Source organism: Methylobacterium sp. UNCCL125 (assembly GCF_900116795.1).
Classification (GTDB): domain Bacteria; phylum Pseudomonadota; class Alphaproteobacteria; order Rhizobiales; family Beijerinckiaceae; genus Methylobacterium; species Methylobacterium fujisawaense.
The window spans coordinates 141,762-156,621 of record NZ_FPBW01000006.1 but is presented as its reverse complement, the minus strand read 5'-3'; the positions used below and the strand labels follow the sequence as shown (position 1 = coordinate 156,621).

The 14,860-nt window shown below is 70.8% G+C and carries 15 protein-coding genes; 5 read left to right on the top strand and 10 right to left on the bottom strand.

The annotated features are described in order from the left end of the window. Positions 1-165: 165 nt before the first annotated feature. Positions 166-444: a hypothetical protein gene (locus BM396_RS07585; protein ID WP_043381216.1), complete on the bottom strand. Its 279-nt coding sequence runs from the start codon at positions 442-444 to the stop codon at positions 166-168. 157 nt (positions 445-601) lie between these two features. On the opposite strand from BM396_RS07585, the gene BM396_RS07580 reads away from it, so the two are divergent. Further along, entirely contained in the window at positions 602-1,135 is a 534-nt protein-coding gene (locus BM396_RS07580) for a gamma carbonic anhydrase family protein (protein WP_043381215.1), read from the top strand. A 39-nt stretch (positions 1,136-1,174) separates the two neighbouring features. Here BM396_RS07580 and ppa read toward each other — a convergent pair whose 3' ends face one another. Continuing rightward, entirely contained in the window at positions 1,175-1,708 is a 534-nt protein-coding gene (gene ppa / locus BM396_RS07575) for an inorganic diphosphatase (protein ID WP_043347104.1), read from the bottom strand. A gap of 111 nt (positions 1,709-1,819) precedes the next feature. Then, positions 1,820-2,326, bottom strand: coding sequence for a GNAT family N-acetyltransferase (locus BM396_RS07570; protein WP_043347102.1), 507 nt, complete (start codon positions 2,324-2,326; stop codon positions 1,820-1,822). Between the two features lie 223 nt (positions 2,327-2,549). Here BM396_RS07570 and BM396_RS07565 point away from each other — a divergent pair, with 223 nt between their 5' ends. Then, positions 2,550-3,275 carry a tyrosine-protein phosphatase gene (locus BM396_RS07565; RefSeq protein ID WP_043381213.1) on the top strand — a complete coding sequence of 242 codons (726 nt, stop codon included), beginning with the start codon at positions 2,550-2,552 and terminating at the stop codon, positions 3,273-3,275. Positions 3,276-3,278: 3 nt separating this feature from the next. Here BM396_RS07565 and BM396_RS07560 read toward each other — a convergent pair whose 3' ends face one another. Both BM396_RS07560 and BM396_RS07555 read right to left on the bottom strand, forming a co-directional pair. Next, entirely contained in the window at positions 3,279-4,136 is an 858-nt protein-coding gene (locus BM396_RS07560) for a prephenate dehydratase (RefSeq protein ID WP_043347099.1), read from the bottom strand. Between the two features lie 24 nt (positions 4,137-4,160). Then, positions 4,161-4,904, bottom strand: coding sequence for a 3-deoxy-manno-octulosonate cytidylyltransferase (locus tag BM396_RS07555; protein ID WP_043347096.1), 744 nt, complete (start codon positions 4,902-4,904; stop codon positions 4,161-4,163). A gap of 308 nt (positions 4,905-5,212) precedes the next feature. Here BM396_RS07555 and BM396_RS07550 point away from each other — a divergent pair, with 308 nt between their 5' ends. Both BM396_RS07550 and BM396_RS07545 read left to right on the top strand, forming a co-directional pair. Next, entirely contained in the window at positions 5,213-6,190 is a 978-nt protein-coding gene (locus BM396_RS07550; RefSeq protein WP_075380789.1) for a c-type cytochrome, read from the top strand. A 143-nt stretch (positions 6,191-6,333) separates the two neighbouring features. Beyond that, positions 6,334-7,515, top strand: a complete 1,182-nt coding sequence (locus tag BM396_RS07545) for a multidrug effflux MFS transporter (RefSeq protein WP_043381210.1) — start codon at positions 6,334-6,336, stop codon at positions 7,513-7,515. 81 nt (positions 7,516-7,596) lie between these two features. Here the strand turns inward: BM396_RS07545 and BM396_RS07540 are convergent, their stop codons facing one another. Both BM396_RS07540 and BM396_RS07535 read right to left on the bottom strand, forming a co-directional pair. Then, positions 7,597-8,106, bottom strand: coding sequence for a GNAT family N-acetyltransferase (locus BM396_RS07540; RefSeq protein WP_043350027.1), 510 nt, complete (start codon positions 8,104-8,106; stop codon positions 7,597-7,599). 64 nt (positions 8,107-8,170) lie between these two features. Continuing rightward, complete coding sequence (locus BM396_RS07535) at positions 8,171-9,367, bottom strand: MFS transporter (RefSeq protein WP_043381208.1); 1,197 nt, start codon at positions 9,365-9,367, stop codon at positions 8,171-8,173. An 80-nt stretch (positions 9,368-9,447) separates the two neighbouring features. Here BM396_RS07535 and BM396_RS07530 point away from each other — a divergent pair, with 80 nt between their 5' ends. Further along, positions 9,448-10,239: an AraC family transcriptional regulator gene (locus BM396_RS07530; RefSeq protein WP_043350024.1), complete on the top strand. Its 792-nt coding sequence runs from the start codon at positions 9,448-9,450 to the stop codon at positions 10,237-10,239. A gap of 13 nt (positions 10,240-10,252) precedes the next feature. Here BM396_RS07530 and BM396_RS07525 read toward each other — a convergent pair whose 3' ends face one another. From BM396_RS07525 to BM396_RS07515, 3 genes are all read right to left on the bottom strand, one after another. Next, positions 10,253-11,716 carry an FAD/NAD(P)-binding protein gene (locus BM396_RS07525; RefSeq protein ID WP_051975995.1) on the bottom strand — a complete coding sequence of 488 codons (1,464 nt, stop codon included), beginning with the start codon at positions 11,714-11,716 and terminating at the stop codon, positions 10,253-10,255. 224 nt (positions 11,717-11,940) lie between these two features. Further along, positions 11,941-13,047, bottom strand: a complete 1,107-nt coding sequence (locus BM396_RS07520) for a microcin C ABC transporter permease YejB (RefSeq protein WP_043381203.1) — start codon at positions 13,045-13,047, stop codon at positions 11,941-11,943. 4 nt (positions 13,048-13,051) lie between these two features. Next, a complete protein-coding gene (locus BM396_RS07515) occupies positions 13,052-14,851 on the bottom strand; it encodes an extracellular solute-binding protein (RefSeq protein ID WP_236962096.1) in 1,800 nt (599 codons plus the stop codon). Positions 14,852-14,860: the final 9 nt, after the last annotated feature.

The following is a 14,860-nucleotide window of genomic DNA, read 5'->3' as shown; positions in this document are numbered from 1 at the left end:
TGAAGATTGCTTGTCAGCAGAGTGCGACGGCGGGCCTCGCGCGCGTTCACGAGCATCTGTGCGCGTCCCCGTTGTTCAACTGTCCGAGACCGGTCAATGCCGCGCTCCGCGTTTCGTTGCCGCAGCGGGCGGAATTTTCTCCCGGAGACCGGACGCGACGGAAACTCAGCCCCGGCGCCGGAGACCTATCGCCGGTTGGACGTCGGGCGGCCGGCAGACGCTCGGCACGACATCGATGATCGACGCGCTCGGGCAGCGCGCCCGGCAGCCCTGAGCCGCGGCGATCTGGTCGCCGCCGCAGCCATCGGCGAAGCAGAAGGTCGCGAGATCCTCGCAGGTCGCCCGGAACCGGCCCAGGGGCGACCGCTCCCGCAGGTCCGCCGCCCCCGCCCCCTGCGTCAGCAGGATCACCGTCAGACCGATCAGAGCCGGGAATCGCGCCATCTCTGTTTCCCGTCCAGGTCGAGGCTGCTTGCGGAACCAGCCTAGCATTGGCAGCCTGGACGCGCCGTACCATTCCCGCGACAGGCGATGCGCGTCATCCGTCGCGATCCCGGCCGCATCGCGCGGCCGTTAAGCCCGATCCCCACGAAAGGCCGCCATGCCGCTCTACGCCCTCGACGATCACGTCCCCGACCTCGCCGACCCCGCCCGGGTCTGGATCGCGCCCGACGCGCAGGTGGTCGGCCGCGTGCATCTCGGCCTCGATGTCGGCATCTGGTTCGGCGCGGCTCTGCGCGGTGACAACGAGCCGATCCGCATCGGCGATCGCACCAATGTCCAGGAGGGCGTGATCATGCACGTCGATCCCGGGTTTCCCCTCGTCATCGGCAGCGACGTCACGGTCGGCCACGGCGCGATCGTGCACGGCTGCACCATCGGCGACGGCAGCCTCGTCGGCATGGGGGCGACGGTCCTGAACGGCGCCCGGATCGGCCGCGGCTGCCTCATCGGCGCCAACGCGCTGGTCACCGAGGGCAAGGAATTCCCGGATCACAGCCTGATCGTCGGGGCGCCGGCCAAGGCCGTGCGCACCCTCGACGAGGCCGCGGTCGAGGGGGTGCGGCAGGCCGCCCTGCGCTACGTGGAGAATGCCCGGCGCTACAAGGCCGGGCTGCGCCGCATCGACGGCTGAGGGACATGGGCCGCTCCCGGGCGGGAGCGGCCGGCCCGCTTACTTCTTGGCCTTGGCGCGCTCGATCGCTTCCTCGATCAGCCGGTGGGCCTCTTCCTTGTCGCCCCAGCGGACGAACTTGACCCACTTGCCGGGTTCCAGATCCTTGTAGTGCTCGAAGAAGTGCTGGATCTGCTGGATCGTGATCTCGGGCAGGTCGGTGTAGTTCTCGACCCGGTCGTACCGCTTGGTCAGGTGGCGCGAGGGCACCGCGATGATCTTCTCGTCTTCGCCGCCCTCGTCCTGCATCACCATCACGCCCACGGGACGCGCGCTGATGATCGCGCCCGGCAGCACGGCGCGGGTGTTGGCCACCAGCACGTCACAGGGATCGCCGTCGCCCGACAGGGTGTGGGGGATGAAGCCGTAATTCCCCGGATAGAACATCGGGGTGTAGAGGAACCGGTCGACGACCAGCGCGCCGGATTCCTTGTCCATCTCGTACTTGATCGGTTCGCCGCCGAGCGGCACCTCGACGATCACGTTGACGTCGTGCGGCGGCTTCTTGCCGAGCGGGATGGCGTCGATCTTCATGGCGTGTCGCTTCCGGAATGCGGTCTCGTCCGCTTCCCGGATCTCTTAGTGGCGCCGCTTGGCAAAGCAAATCGGCCGATGGTGCGGCCCGGCAACGAGCGCTGGAAAACGTTAGCCGAACAGGAAGCCCACCTTGGGGAGCGGGATGCCCGCCACGCGGTCCAGCGCCCGCGGGCCGGCGACGCCGCCGAGCCCCTCGTAGAAGGCGCCGGCGCGGACATTGTCCTCCAGGCTCCACACGCCCAGCCGCGTGAGGCCGTGATCCGCGAGGTCGTTGCGCACCGCCCGGAACAGGCGCCGGCCGAGGCCGACGCCTTGATACTCCGGCAACAGGTAGAGTTCGTCGATCTCGGCCTCGGTGCCGAGCGCCCGGCTGCGCGTCCGTCCGTAGGCCGCGTAGCCGACGACGAGTTCGCCCGTCTCCACCACCGCGATCGGCCGGCCGCGGCGCAGGGCGCTCTGCCACCAGGCCCTGTCCCGGGTCGAGATCACCCGCTCCAGGGCGACGCCCGGGATGATGCCGCGATAGGCCTCGCGCCAGGAGGCATCGAACACCTTGGACAAGCCGCCGAGATCGGCCTCGCGGGCCCGGCGGATGCTCGTGGTGCGCGTGCTCATGGGCTTCGGGCCTCCCGTCGTCCGACCGGCGGATAACCCGCGCGGCCCGCGCAGGTTCGATGCCGATCCAGGCGGAGTGAAGGCAAGAATGGCGCCGCGTCGCGTCGGCCTGCGTGACGTCGCGTGACGTCGCGTGATGCCGGTGCCGGCCCGCCGGCCCGCGAATTGCCGGGCCGGCGGGCGGCTGATAGAGCCCGGGCTCGGTTCCCCCGGCAGCACGGCCTTGTTCAACCGCTTCCTCAAGCCCGAGAGGCGCTACGCGCGCCGCATGGCCCGGATCGCCCGCTTCGAGCGGCCGATCGCCGGCCCCGGCGACCGGCTCATGGCTTGGGCCAGCATGCTGCTGATCGACCACGGCGTCTTCCGCCTCGCCTATCTCAACCGGCACCGCGTCGGCTCCGGCGCCCTCTGGCGCTCGGCCCAGCCCGGCCCCCATCAGCTCGCCCGCTTCCGGGCCGAGGGCGTGCGGACGATCATCTCCCTGCGCGGCGGGCGCGAGCACGGATCCTGGCCGCTGCAGCGCGAGGCCTGCGAGCGCCACGGGCTCAAGCTGGTCGAGTTCGTGCTCCGCTCGCGGGAAGCGCCGGACCGGGCCACCATCCTCGGCGCCAAGGCCTTCTTCGCCGGCATCGAGTACCCGGCGGTGATGCACTGCAAGTCCGGCGCCGACCGGGCCGGCCTCGCCTCGGCCCTCTACCTGATCCTGCACGAGGGGCGCCCGGTGGCGGAGGCCGCCCGGCAGCTCTCCGCCCGCTACGGCCATCTCCGTTTCGCCAAGACCGGCATCCTCGACGCATTCTTCGCCCGGTATCGCATCGAGGGCGAGGCGAGGGGGCTCGACTTCCTGACCTGGGTCGAGACCGTCTACGACCCCGAGGCGCTCAAGCGCGATTTCCGGCCGGGCTTCTGGTCGGATCTGGCGGTGGACCGGGTGCTCCGGCGGGAGTGAGGATCACTCCGCCGCCGGCCGCGCCATCTCGCGGAAGGGGTGGGCCGGGTAGGTGCCGATCACCCGCAATTCGCGCGAGAAGTAGCCGAGTTCGTCCAGCGCCCGGCTGAGGCCCGGATCGTCCGGATGGCCGTCGACCTCGGCGTAGAACTGCGTGGCGGTGAATTCGCCGTCGACCATGTAGCTCTCGAGCTTCGACATGTTGACGCCGTTGGTCGCGAATCCGCCGAGCGCCTTGTAGAGCGCGGCCGGGATGTTGCGCACACGGAACACGAAGCTCGTCACACAGGGCACGGTGCCCTGTTCCACCGGCTGGGGCTCCGGGGAGAACACCACGAACCGGGTGGTGTTGTGCGCCTCGTCCTCGACGTCGCGCTCCAGGATGTCGAGGCCGTAGACTCCGGCGGCGAGTGCGGGCGCCAGAGCCGCCCGGCTCGGGTCGCCGATCTCGGCGATCTCGCGGGCGGCCCCGGCGGTGTCGCCGGCGACCACGGCCTTCAGGCCGAGCCGGCGGATGATCCGGCGGCACTGGCCCAGGGCATGGACGTGGCTGTGGACGCTCTTCAAAGCCTCGCGCTGCGTGCCCGGCAGGACCATCAGCTGGAAGTGGATCGGCAGGAAGTGCTCGGCCACGATGTGCAGCGGCGAGATCGGGATCAGGTGGTGGATGTCGGCGACGCGGCCCGCGATCGAGTTCTCGATCGGGATCATCGCCCGCTGGGCGCGCCCCTCTGTCACCGCCGCGAAAGCGTCCTCGAAGGTCGGGCAGGGCAACGGCGTCCAGTCCGGATACGCCTCCGCGCAGATGATGTGCGAGTTCGCCCCGGGCTCCCCCTGATAGGCGATGGTGCGGTCTGTCATGGCGGTCTGGATTCGTTGGTCGGGTCAGTTCAGGCGCCGGCTCTGGAGCAGGGCGCGGGCGCGCTCCAGGTCGGCGGGGGTGTCGACGCCCAGCGGCAGGTCGTCGACGATGGCGGCGTCGATGCGCATGCCGGCTTCGAGCGCCCGCAGCTGCTCCAGCTTCTCGCGCATCTCCAGCTCGCCGGGCGGCAAGGCCACGAATCGGCTGAGCGCCCTGCGCCGGTAGGCGTACAGGCCGATATGGTGCCAGAGCGGCCCGTCGCCCCAGGGAGCCCGGGCGCGGGTGAAGTACAGGGCGCGCAGGCGCCCGGGACCGACCATGTGGCCGACGAGCTTGACCACGTTCGGGTTGTCGGCCTCGTGGGGGTCGGTGATCGGCGCACAGAGGGTGACGATGTCGACGGTGCGGTCGGCCAACGGCACGATGGAGGCGCCGATGATCGCCGGGTCGATGGTCGGCAGGTCGCCCTGGACGTTGACGACCACGTCGTGGCGACCCTCCGGGTCGACGATGTCGAGCGCCTCGGCGAGGCGGTCGGAGCCCGACGGGTGATCGGCCCGGGTCATCACCGCGAGGCCGCCCGCGGCCTCGACCGTCCGGGCGATCTCTGCCGTGTCGGTGGCCACCACCACGGGGCCGATGCCGGCCTCCATGGCCCGGCGCCAGACATGGACGATCATGGCCTCGCCGGCGATGTCGGCCAGCGGCTTGTTCGGCAGGCGGGTCGCGGCGAGGCGGGCCGGGATCAGGACCAGGGGATCGGACATCGAGATTCGGATCCGGATGCGCGGATCGGGGCCGCGGCGGCAGGCGGCCGGCTGCTTAACAGGCCGGCCCCCGATTGTCGTCCCCCCGGAGACGGGCCGGAGCGCAGTGGAGAAAATGTGCCACTCGGTGACAAGCTGGGCAATTCAGTGGAACAATCCTGCGCTGGAGCGACGCGGAGCCCTCTGGTGGCATTGTCAGGAGCCGCCCGGAACCGCTAAGGCAACCTCGAAATCTTCCAATGTCCGGTGTCCGAGCCCGCTCGCCCGTGTCAGGCGCGCGATCGGCACGGCCGAGTTGCGAGAAGAGCATGAACTCGTTCGAGGTGAACAAGGTCCTGGGTGCGGTCCTCGGCGCCCTTCTGTTCGCGGCCGGATCGGGTTTCGTCGCCGAATTGATCTACCACCCGAAGCCGGCGGGCAACGCCGGCTACGACCTCCCCGAGCCGCAGCCCGAGGCCGCCGCCGCGGCGCCCGAGGCCAAGGTCGAGCCGATCGCCGTCCGCCTCGCCAGCGCCAATGTCGAGAAGGGCGAGGCCGGCACCAAGGCCTGCCATGCCTGCCACAATTTCGAGAAGGGCGGCCCGAACAAGGTCGGTCCCGACCTGTACGGGGTCGTGGAGCGGCCGAAGGCCTCTCATCCGGGCTTCGACTATTCGGCGGCCCTGAAGGAGAAGGGCGGCACGTGGACTTATGCCGACCTCGACGGCTTCCTCACCAACCCGAAGGGCTACGTGAAGGGCACGAAGATGGCCTACGCCGGCATCGCTTCGCCGCAGGAGCGAGCCAACGTCATCGCCTATCTGCGAACCCTGGCCGAGACGCCGAAGCCGCTGCCCGCCGTCGAGAAGGACGAGGCCCCGTCGGCTGCGCCTGCGGCGGCCAAGCCTGACGACAAGCCCGCGGCTGCGCCCGCCGAGAAGCCGTCCGCCGACAAGCCCGCCGCCGGCAAGGCGTCCGAAGGCAAGGACAGCCCGGCCAAGCCCGCCGATACCGGCGCCGCCAAGCCGGTCGAGGCGAAGTCGCCCGGCAGCCCGCGGACGACCGGCGAATCGAGCGACCGCAACGCCCCGGCTCCGCCGGCCGGCGCCCATGACAGCGACCAGCAGGGTCAGCCTTCGAGCCTGATCCCCGCCGAGCCGACCGCGCCGACGGCGCCGGCCGCCAAGGAGCCGCCCGCGCAGGCCAATCCCGAGGCGGTCGACCGGGCGAAGGATCTCGAGGTCGGCGGCCCGACCAAGGACCTGAACGCGCCGCTGCCGACCCCGCAGCCGCTTCCGAAGGAGTAGAGGCACGGGCCGGGTGCGGGGCTCCGGACGGTCCCGCCCCTCGCGTGTCAGGCGCGTTCCGCCGGCATGGCTCCGGGCGCGCCCCTTGCTCTAAGGCGGCCGCGCCCCGGCATCGTGCCGGATTGAAAACCGCGTAGGACCCCTTGGCTGACCGAAGTTCCGTTGGGGAGGAGCGCCGGGCGCCCCTCCCGCTGCTCGTTGCCGTGACCATGACCGGGACGGTGGCGCTGCACATCTTCGTGCCGGCGCTGGCGGCGGCGGCCGTGGACCTCGGCACCAACGCCGCCGGCGCGCAACTGACGATCACCGTCTACCTGATCGGGCTTGCGGGCGGTCAGCTGCTCTACGGCCCGCTCTCGGACCGGTACGGTCGGCGGCCGGTCCTGATCGGCGGCCTCGGCCTCTATCTCGCCGGATTGCTGCTCGCGATCCCGGCGCCGAACATCGGCGTCCTGCTCGTCGCCCGGGTCCTGCAATCGCTCGGCGCCTGCGGCTCCCTGGTGATCGGCCGGGCGATGGTGCGCGACGTCTCCACCCGCGAGGACGCCGCCCGGAAGCTCGCGATCCTCACCACCGCGATGACGCTCACGCCCGCCCTGGCGCCGGCGATCGGCGGCGTCGTGACCGAGGCCTTCGGCTGGCGCGCCGTGTTCGTGGTGCTGGCCGGCCTCGTCGCCCTGCTGGGCGCGCTCGTGGTCTTCACCCTGCCCGAGACCAACCGCCACAAGGTGGCGCTGCCGGGATTCGTCGCGGTTCTGTCCGGGTACCTCCGGCTCGTGCGGATCCCCGTGTTCCGCGCCTATCTGGTGGCGGGGGCCTGCGGCGGGACCAGCCTCTACGCCTTCCTGGCCGTGGCGCCGTTCCTCCTCGTGGACCGGCTCGGGCGCTCCTCTCAGGAGGTGGGATTCGACTGCCTGATCGTCGTGTTCGGCATGGTCGGCGGGGCCGTCCTGGCGAGCCGGCTCGCCACCCGGGTGCCGATCCGAAAGGCAGCGCGGAGCGGCAATCTCCTCTGTATCGCCGCGGCGCTGACGCTGCTGATCGTGGACCGCACCGGGATGCTCGGCGTCGTCAGCCTGATCGTGCCGCTCTTCGCCTACGCGGTGGGCGTCGGCCTGCTCAGCCCCAACGCGGTGGCGGGGCTGATGAACGTCGATCCGCACGCGGCCGGCTCAGCCTCCAGCCTCTACGGCTTCACGCAGATGACCTTCGGGGCGCTGTTCACGGCGGCCGCCTCCGCCTGGCCCGCGACCTCGGCGACGCCGGTGGCGCTGGCGCTCCTCTCCGCCGGGCTGATCGCCGCGCTGGCGCTCCGCCGGGCCTGACGGGCTCGCGCTCGCCGACGGCGTCAGTTTCCGTCGCCGCCATGGCCCCCGCGCGCTGCCGGAGGCGCGCGGCGGTGTCCCTTAAAGTGACGCGCCGCGGGCCTCGACGAGGCCGGACGCGCCTGCGCTGAATCCGTCGGCCAGTTCCAGCCACAGCAGGCGCGCGGGGTCGACCGGTCCCGGCAGGCTCAGGCGCCCGGGCGGGACCGGCGTGAAGCCGAAGCGGGCGTAGTAGGGCGCGTCGCCGACGAGGATCACGAGACCCTCGCCCGCCTGCCGCGCCCCCTCGATCGCCGCGCGGGTCAGGGTACCGCCGATGCCGCGGCCCGCGAAGCTCGGATCGACGGCCAGCGGACCGAGCATCACGAAGGATGTCGCCCCGGTCCGCACGGGCCCCATCCGGACCGAGCCGACGAGGAAGCTGCCCACCGAGGCGGTGATGCCGAGATCGATCCGCTCGGCCGCGCCCTCGCGGAGGCGGTAGGCGGTACGGGCGAAGCGGCCGGGGCCGAAGGCCCGGGCATGAAGCCGCTCGATGGCGGGGGCATCCTCCGGCCGCTCGGGCCGGATGACGAGGGACAGATCGGTCACGGGTTGCTCGCGGCTCGGACCGGCGCCGCGTAGCAGCGCCGGGCCGGACCCGCAAACCGCCGCGCTACTCGGCGGCCGCCAGAGCGGACTGTCCGCCGCCCTGGGTCAGCCGCAGGAAGCCGAGGGCCGAGAGCCAGATCACCGCGCCGCAGGCGGAGGCGACGCCGAGAACCAGCGCGAAGCCGCCGCGGTCATGCAGGAGGGCGATCGCCGGCACCACGAAGCCGCTCGCCGTGAAGCCCACGAAGTAGCGCAGGCTGTAGGCCCGGGCCCGGTAGACGGGCGGGACGTAGCGGGCGATCATCGCGTCGTTGATCACCACCTGCCCGTAGATCGCCGTCATGGCCAGCACGAGCCCGGCGAGCAGCGGCAGGCCGGTGGAGAGGGCGGCGATCCCGAGCCCCACCGGCTGCAGCACCGAGAGCGCCACGAACAGGGACGGCAGGCTGTAGCGGTCGATGAGGCGGCCCATGGCCAACTGCATCAGCGCGCCGAACAGGAACACGCCGGTGGCGAGGGAGCCGGTGAGCGCCAGCGGCAGCGCCTGCCCGACGCCCTCGTCGATCACCTTCGGCAGGCTGATCGTCGTCAGGTTGAAGGTCAGGCCGCCCGCGAAGATCGACAGGGCGAACATCGCCAGCAGCGCCCAGGGCCGGGTGACCGGGATCACCGCCGCGCCGCCGGCCTTCTGGCCCGAGCCGTCCCCGTCGCCCGGCACCAGGGCCAGGAAGGCGGCCCCGCAGGCGAGGCAGACGAGGCCCGGGACCACGAAGGCCGCGCGCCAACTGACGGTGGCGGCGAGCAGCGCCGTGAGTCCGGAAGCCGAGGCCGCGCCGAAATTGCCCCAGACGCCGTTGATGCCGAGATCGCGCCCGAGCCGGCGGGCATGGGTCACCAGCATGGCCGAGCCGACCGGGTGGTAGATCGCCGAGGCGAGCCCGAGCACGCAGAGCCAGAGGGCGAAGGCCAGCGGCGTCGAGGCGCTCGCCACGCCGAGGCAGGACAGGCCGTAACCGAAGAAGAACACCGCCAGCATGTTGCGCCGCCCGAACCGGTCGGCGAGCGAACCCATCGGGAGGGAGCACAGGCCGAAGGCCACGAAGGCGCCGGTGGCGAGCCCGATCAACTCGCCGTAGCCGAGCCCCGTCTGGGCCGCGATGGCGATGACGGCGGTCGGGTAGATCAGCAGTACGAAATGGTCGAGGGCATGCGCGACGTTGACGAAGCGCAGGGTGCGGCGGGACAGCGTATCGGAATCCATCGCGGCGTATCCTCCGGGACTGCGCGCTGATAGCCTGACCCGATGGTGGTGTTGGGCCGGATATGTATGCGAACGGGCCAATGTTGACGGAGGCACCTGTCGCCGCGAAGCGGTCGACCGAGGCGGCCGACTATCAGGACGTCCCGCGCCCGGTCGCAGTGATGCCCAAGACCTACGCGGCCGGGATGCATCTCGCCCGGCACTTCCATCCCCGCGCGCAGCTGCTCTACGCCACGGCCGGGCTGATGATGGCGTTCGCGGAGGACGGCACCTGGGTCGTTCCCGAGGGGCACGCGCTCTGGATCCCGCCGCGGCTGCCGCACGCGGTCGCGACCCACGGCGCCGTCTCGATGTGCTCGGCCTATCTGGATCCCGCCGCGGTTCGGTCCTTCCCGGCGAGTTGCCGGGTGATCGCGGTGTCGCGGCTCCTCGCCTCCGCGCTCACGGCGCTGGCCGAGGAGCCTGTGCTCTACGCAGAGGATGGCCGCGGCGGCCATCTCGCCGCTCTGGTCCTCGACGAGATCGGCCGGGCCCCCGCCACGCCGCTCGCCCTGCCACTTCCGCGCGACGCACGCCTGCGCCGGGTCTGCCTGGAGCTGATCGAGAATCCGGCTTCGGAGGACGACCTCGATGCCTGGGCCGACCGGGCCGGGGCGAGCCGGCGCACGCTGACCCGGGGGTTCCGCGCCGAGACGGGCCTCAGCTTCGGTGATTGGCGGGCGCGGGCCCGGGTGATCCGTGCGCTGGCGCTCGCGGCCGAAGGACGCCCGCCCCGGGTTGTGGCGGCGGCGGTGGGGTATCGAAGTGTCCAGACACTACGACTGACGGTGGCGCGGGTGCTCGACGCTCACCCTCCCCGCTCGGCAACCTGATCGGGACCGACTCTCAAGCCTGTGCAGAGGGCTCAAGCGATGCGGACGGTTCCTGCGCCGCCGCGACGGACCGAGCCAGGTCGACGGCTTGGTTGCGGATGTCCGGCACGGCCGTGCATTCCCAGTATGCGCCGCGGAGCAACGGGCCCAGAGTCCAGAGGCGCGCCGCTGTATCGGATGCACCCAGGACCGTCAGATCGGGGCGCACGGCAAGACCGAGGCCGAACGGACCGGCTCGGACAAGGCCGCGACCGATCAGATTGCGCAGAAGCGGGTCGGTCGTATCCGCGACCCGTCCGACGCCGCGAACATCGAAGATGCGCTGCACGCCGAGGGTTCTGGGTTCGGATGCCCCCCGCGGCCGGTACGTGACGCGCGCTTCACCGGTCTGATCCTCGATCGCCACCAGCTTTCCGGCGAGCACCTGAAGCGAGCCGGCTTCGATCTCGTCGGCGATGGCCGCGCCCGTGGGCGGTGCGGAGCGGTGCCGATGCGTGTCCCAGAACGGGCGGAGATGGCGCAGGAAGCGCGCCTGGTCGGCTGGCGGCAAGCCGAGCCAGAGGGCGTCCGTAACCGGCCGCAGAGCGTCGATCACCCCATGCCAGGCGATGCGAGCCTCCGCCGCGGAGGCGACCTCCCGGCGGATCCGGGCCAGAAGTTGGGTGATCGAACGGGTCTCGGCGGCCGTGAAGTCCGGACGCGGCCAGGGGGCGGCGCGTACGTGCACGGCCGGGATCTGCCCCCGCCGCGAGAGCGCGATGATCTGCCCGCGAAAGCCTTGGCGCCGAAGACTGATCACCGCATCGACCATGCTGAGACCGGTCCCGATGATGAGAACCGGATGATCCGGATGCAGCCGCGCGTCATGCTCCGGCTTCCACGGATCGCCCCGGAAGCGGCTTTCCGGTTCCTGGGGCAGGGCGAGGTTGCCCATCGCCAGCACCGCACCCGCGACGTCGACGCGTCGGCCGCCCTCGGCAACCATGACCAGACGGTCCTCGTCCGGCACGAGGTCGATGATCATGTCGTTGATCAGGTGCAGCCGCGGCGTCGAACCGCCTGTCACCGCTTCGGTCAGAAGCGCCGCCAGATAATCTCCGTATAGCCCGCGTGCCGCGAAGGTCCCGGCCGGGGTCCGCCAGATGCCCACATGTCCCTGCCCGATCGCGGGGTTGCCGGCACCGGTGCCCGCCTCACCCGCGGCGATCTTCGAAAGCCAGTCTTCGAAATGGGAGGGCCGGTCGGGATAGGCGCTCATGTTGGCGGCGCGCACGTTGAGCAGGTGGTCGGGGTTCCCGGTGGCGTAGGCGCGACCGCTCCCGAAGCGCTCCGCCCGTTCACACAACAGAACCGACTGGTGCGGCGGCAAGCGGGCGAGCAGCTGTATCGCCGCCATCGTGCCGCTGAAGCCTGCCCCGATGACGGCAATGGGAGCGGGGTGCGGCCCGGCTTCCAAGCTTTCGTGCTGGTCCGACATCGACGACGAGCCTGCGCCAGAAGACAATGCCACGACCCGTCTGCCTAAAGTCGCGGATCAGGATCGATCCTGCCCTGACATTGCCAGCAAAGGCGGTCTGTGTCAGCCGGCGTATGCGTGTTGAAGGGGTCTGGGTCGGGGTGAATCTTTTCTGTCCCGCGGGATGCGGAAGAAATTTCAGCGATCCGTATCCTTTCGTATGGTGTGGGCGCCCTGGAAAATCTTCACGTCGCCCGCGCGGAGAAGTCGATCCGCGGGTCGATCCAGACGTAGATCAGGTCGGAGAGCAGGTTCACCGCGAGACCAAGCAGCGAGAAGATGTAGAGGGTGGCGAACACCACCGGATAGTCGCGCCCGACGATCGCCCGGAACGACAGCTCGCCCAGGCCGTCGAGGGAGAAGATCGTCTCGATCAGCAGCGAGCCGGTGAAGAAGGCCGAGATGAAGGCCCCGGGGAAGCCCGCGATCACGATCAGCATGGCGTTGCGGAACACGTGGCCGTAGAGCACGCGCCGCTCGGAGAGCCCCTTCATCCGTGCGGTGAGCACGTATTGCTTGCGGATCTCGTCGAGGAACGAGTTCTTCGTGAGCAGGGTCGAGGTTGCGAAGGCGCCGATCACCAGGGCTGTGAGCGGCAACACCATGTGCCACGCGTAGTCGGTCACCTTGTGCCAGGTCGAGAAGCTCTCCCAGCCTTCGCTGGTCAGCCCGCGCAGCGGGAACCATTGGTAGAACGATCCGCCGGCGAAGAGGATGATGAGCATCAGTCCGAACATGAAGCCCGGGATCGCGTAGCCGATGATCACCACGAAGGAGGTCGCGCGGTCGAACTGCGTGCCGTCCGCCACCGCCTTGCGGATGCCCAGCGGGATCGAGATCGCGTAGGACAGGAGCGTCATCCACAGGCCGAGCGAGATCGAGACCGGCAGCCGCTCCTTGATCAGCTGGATGACGCTGACATCGCGGAAGTAGCTGCGTCCGAAATCGAACCGGACATAGTCCCAGAGCATCTTGGCGAAGCGCTCGGGCGCAGGCTTGTCGAAGCCGAACTGCTTCTCGAGCTTGGCGATGAATTCCGGGCTCAATCCTTGAGCGCCGCGATAGCGGGAGCTGGCGTCGCCGCCACCGCCCGACGGCCGGCTGGCGCCGCCGAGGTCGCCCGATCCGCCGGTGACGCGGGACATGGCTCCGTCGCGCTGCCCCTGAAGCTGCGACAGAACCCGCTCCACCGGGCCGCCTGGGGCGAACTGCACGATCGTGAAGGTGATCAGCATGATCCCGAACAGGGTCGGGATCATCAGGCCGATGCGGCGCAGGATGTAGGCGAGCATGGCGTCAGTCCCGGCCGATCCGCTTGGCCTTGTCGGCGTCGAACCACCACGTCCCGGGGGCGCCGAGATCGTATTTCGGCGGCGTGGCCGGGCGGCCGAACACGTCCCACAGGGCGAGGCGGTGGGTCGAGGCATACCACATCGGCACCCAGTAGCGCCCGGCCCGCAGGACCCGGTCCAGAGCCCGGCAGGCGGTGGTCAGGTCCGCCCGCGACGTCGCGTCGGCGACGGCGGTGAGCAGCGCGTCGATCGCCGGGTTCGCGATCCCCGAGAGGTTGTTGGAGCCCGAGGTCCCGGCGGATCGGGAGCCGTAGGTCTCGCGCAGCTCCGCGCCGGGGGTGAGCCCGCTGCTGTAGCGGCGCGGCGTGACGTCGAAGTCGAAATCCTTGAGCCGCGCCTGGTACTGGGACGGGTCGACCGTGCGCAGGCTCGCCTTGATGCCGAGCAGGCCCAGGTTGCGGATGAAGGGCTGGGTGACCGCCTGGAAGACCGGATCCTCGTCGAGGAACTCGAGGGTCAGGGGCTGGCCGCCGGGCAGCATGAGGCTGCCACCCTGGCGGGTGCAGCCGGCCTCCCGCAGGAGCGCGTCGGCGCGCTTGAGCAGCGCCCGGTCCTGGCCGGACCCGTCGGAGACCGGCGGCGTCCAGGCCTCGCCGAATACCTCCGGCGGCAGGTCCTTGAACGGCTCCAGCAGGGCGAGTTCCTCGGCCGAGGGCTTGCCGGTCGCCTTGAGGTCGGAATTCTCGAAGAACGAGGCCGTCCGCGTGTAGGCGCCGTACATCAGGTTGCGGTTCGACCATTCGAAATCGAAGCACAGGCCGATCGCCTCGCGCACCCGCGGGTCGCGGAACGCCGCGCGGCGGGTGTTGATCCACCAGCCCTGGGTGCCGCTCGGCCGGGCATCCGGCACCATCTCCCGGACCACGCGGCCCTCGGTCATCGCCGGGAAATCGTATCCGGTCGCCCAGACCCGGGCGGTGAACTCCTCGCGGAACGTGAAGGCGCCGCTCTTGAACGCCTCGAACGCCACGGTGCGGTCGCGGAAATACTCGTAGCGGATCGCGTCGAAATTGTTCTGGCCGACATTCACCGGCAGCTCGGCGGCCCAGTAATCCGGCACGCGCTCCAGGCCGATGGACCGGCCCGGATCGACCGTGCCGACCCGGTAGGGCCCGGAGCCGAGGGGCACGTCCAGGGTCGAGGCCTCGAAGTCCCGGCCGGCGTAGTAGGCGGCGGAGAAGAGCGGCAGCTGCGCGACGAACAGTGGCAGGTCCCGGGCGCGGCCCGGCGCGAAGGTCACCACCAGCCGCCCGTCGCCCTCGGCCCGGGCATCGGTCATGGGCCGGATCACCTCGGCGATCTCGGGGTGGCCCTTGTCGCGCAGGAGCTTGAGGCTGAAGGCCGCGTCCCGCGCGGTCAGCGGCGAGCCGTCGTGGAACCGCGCCTGCGGGCGCAGGGCGAACGTGTAGGTCAGGCCGTCCGGACTGACCGTGACGGCGCGCGCCACCAGCCCGTAGAGGGCGTCCGGCTCGTCGAGGGCCCGGACCATCAGGCTGTCGAAGGTCAAGGGCATGCCGGCGGCCCCGTCGCCGCGCAGCACGTAGATGTTGAGCGTGTTGAAGGTGTTGAGCGACTGGTTTCCGGTCGTCGCGGCGAGCTGCGCCGAGAAGCGCCCGCCGCGGGGCGCCATCGGATTCACGTAGTCGAAATGCGCGAAGTCGGGTCCGTATTTCAGCTCGCCGAAGCTGGACAGGCCGTGGCGCTCGGCGGCGTCGGCCGCCTTGGCGCGGCGCCACGGCGGCATCGCCGCCAG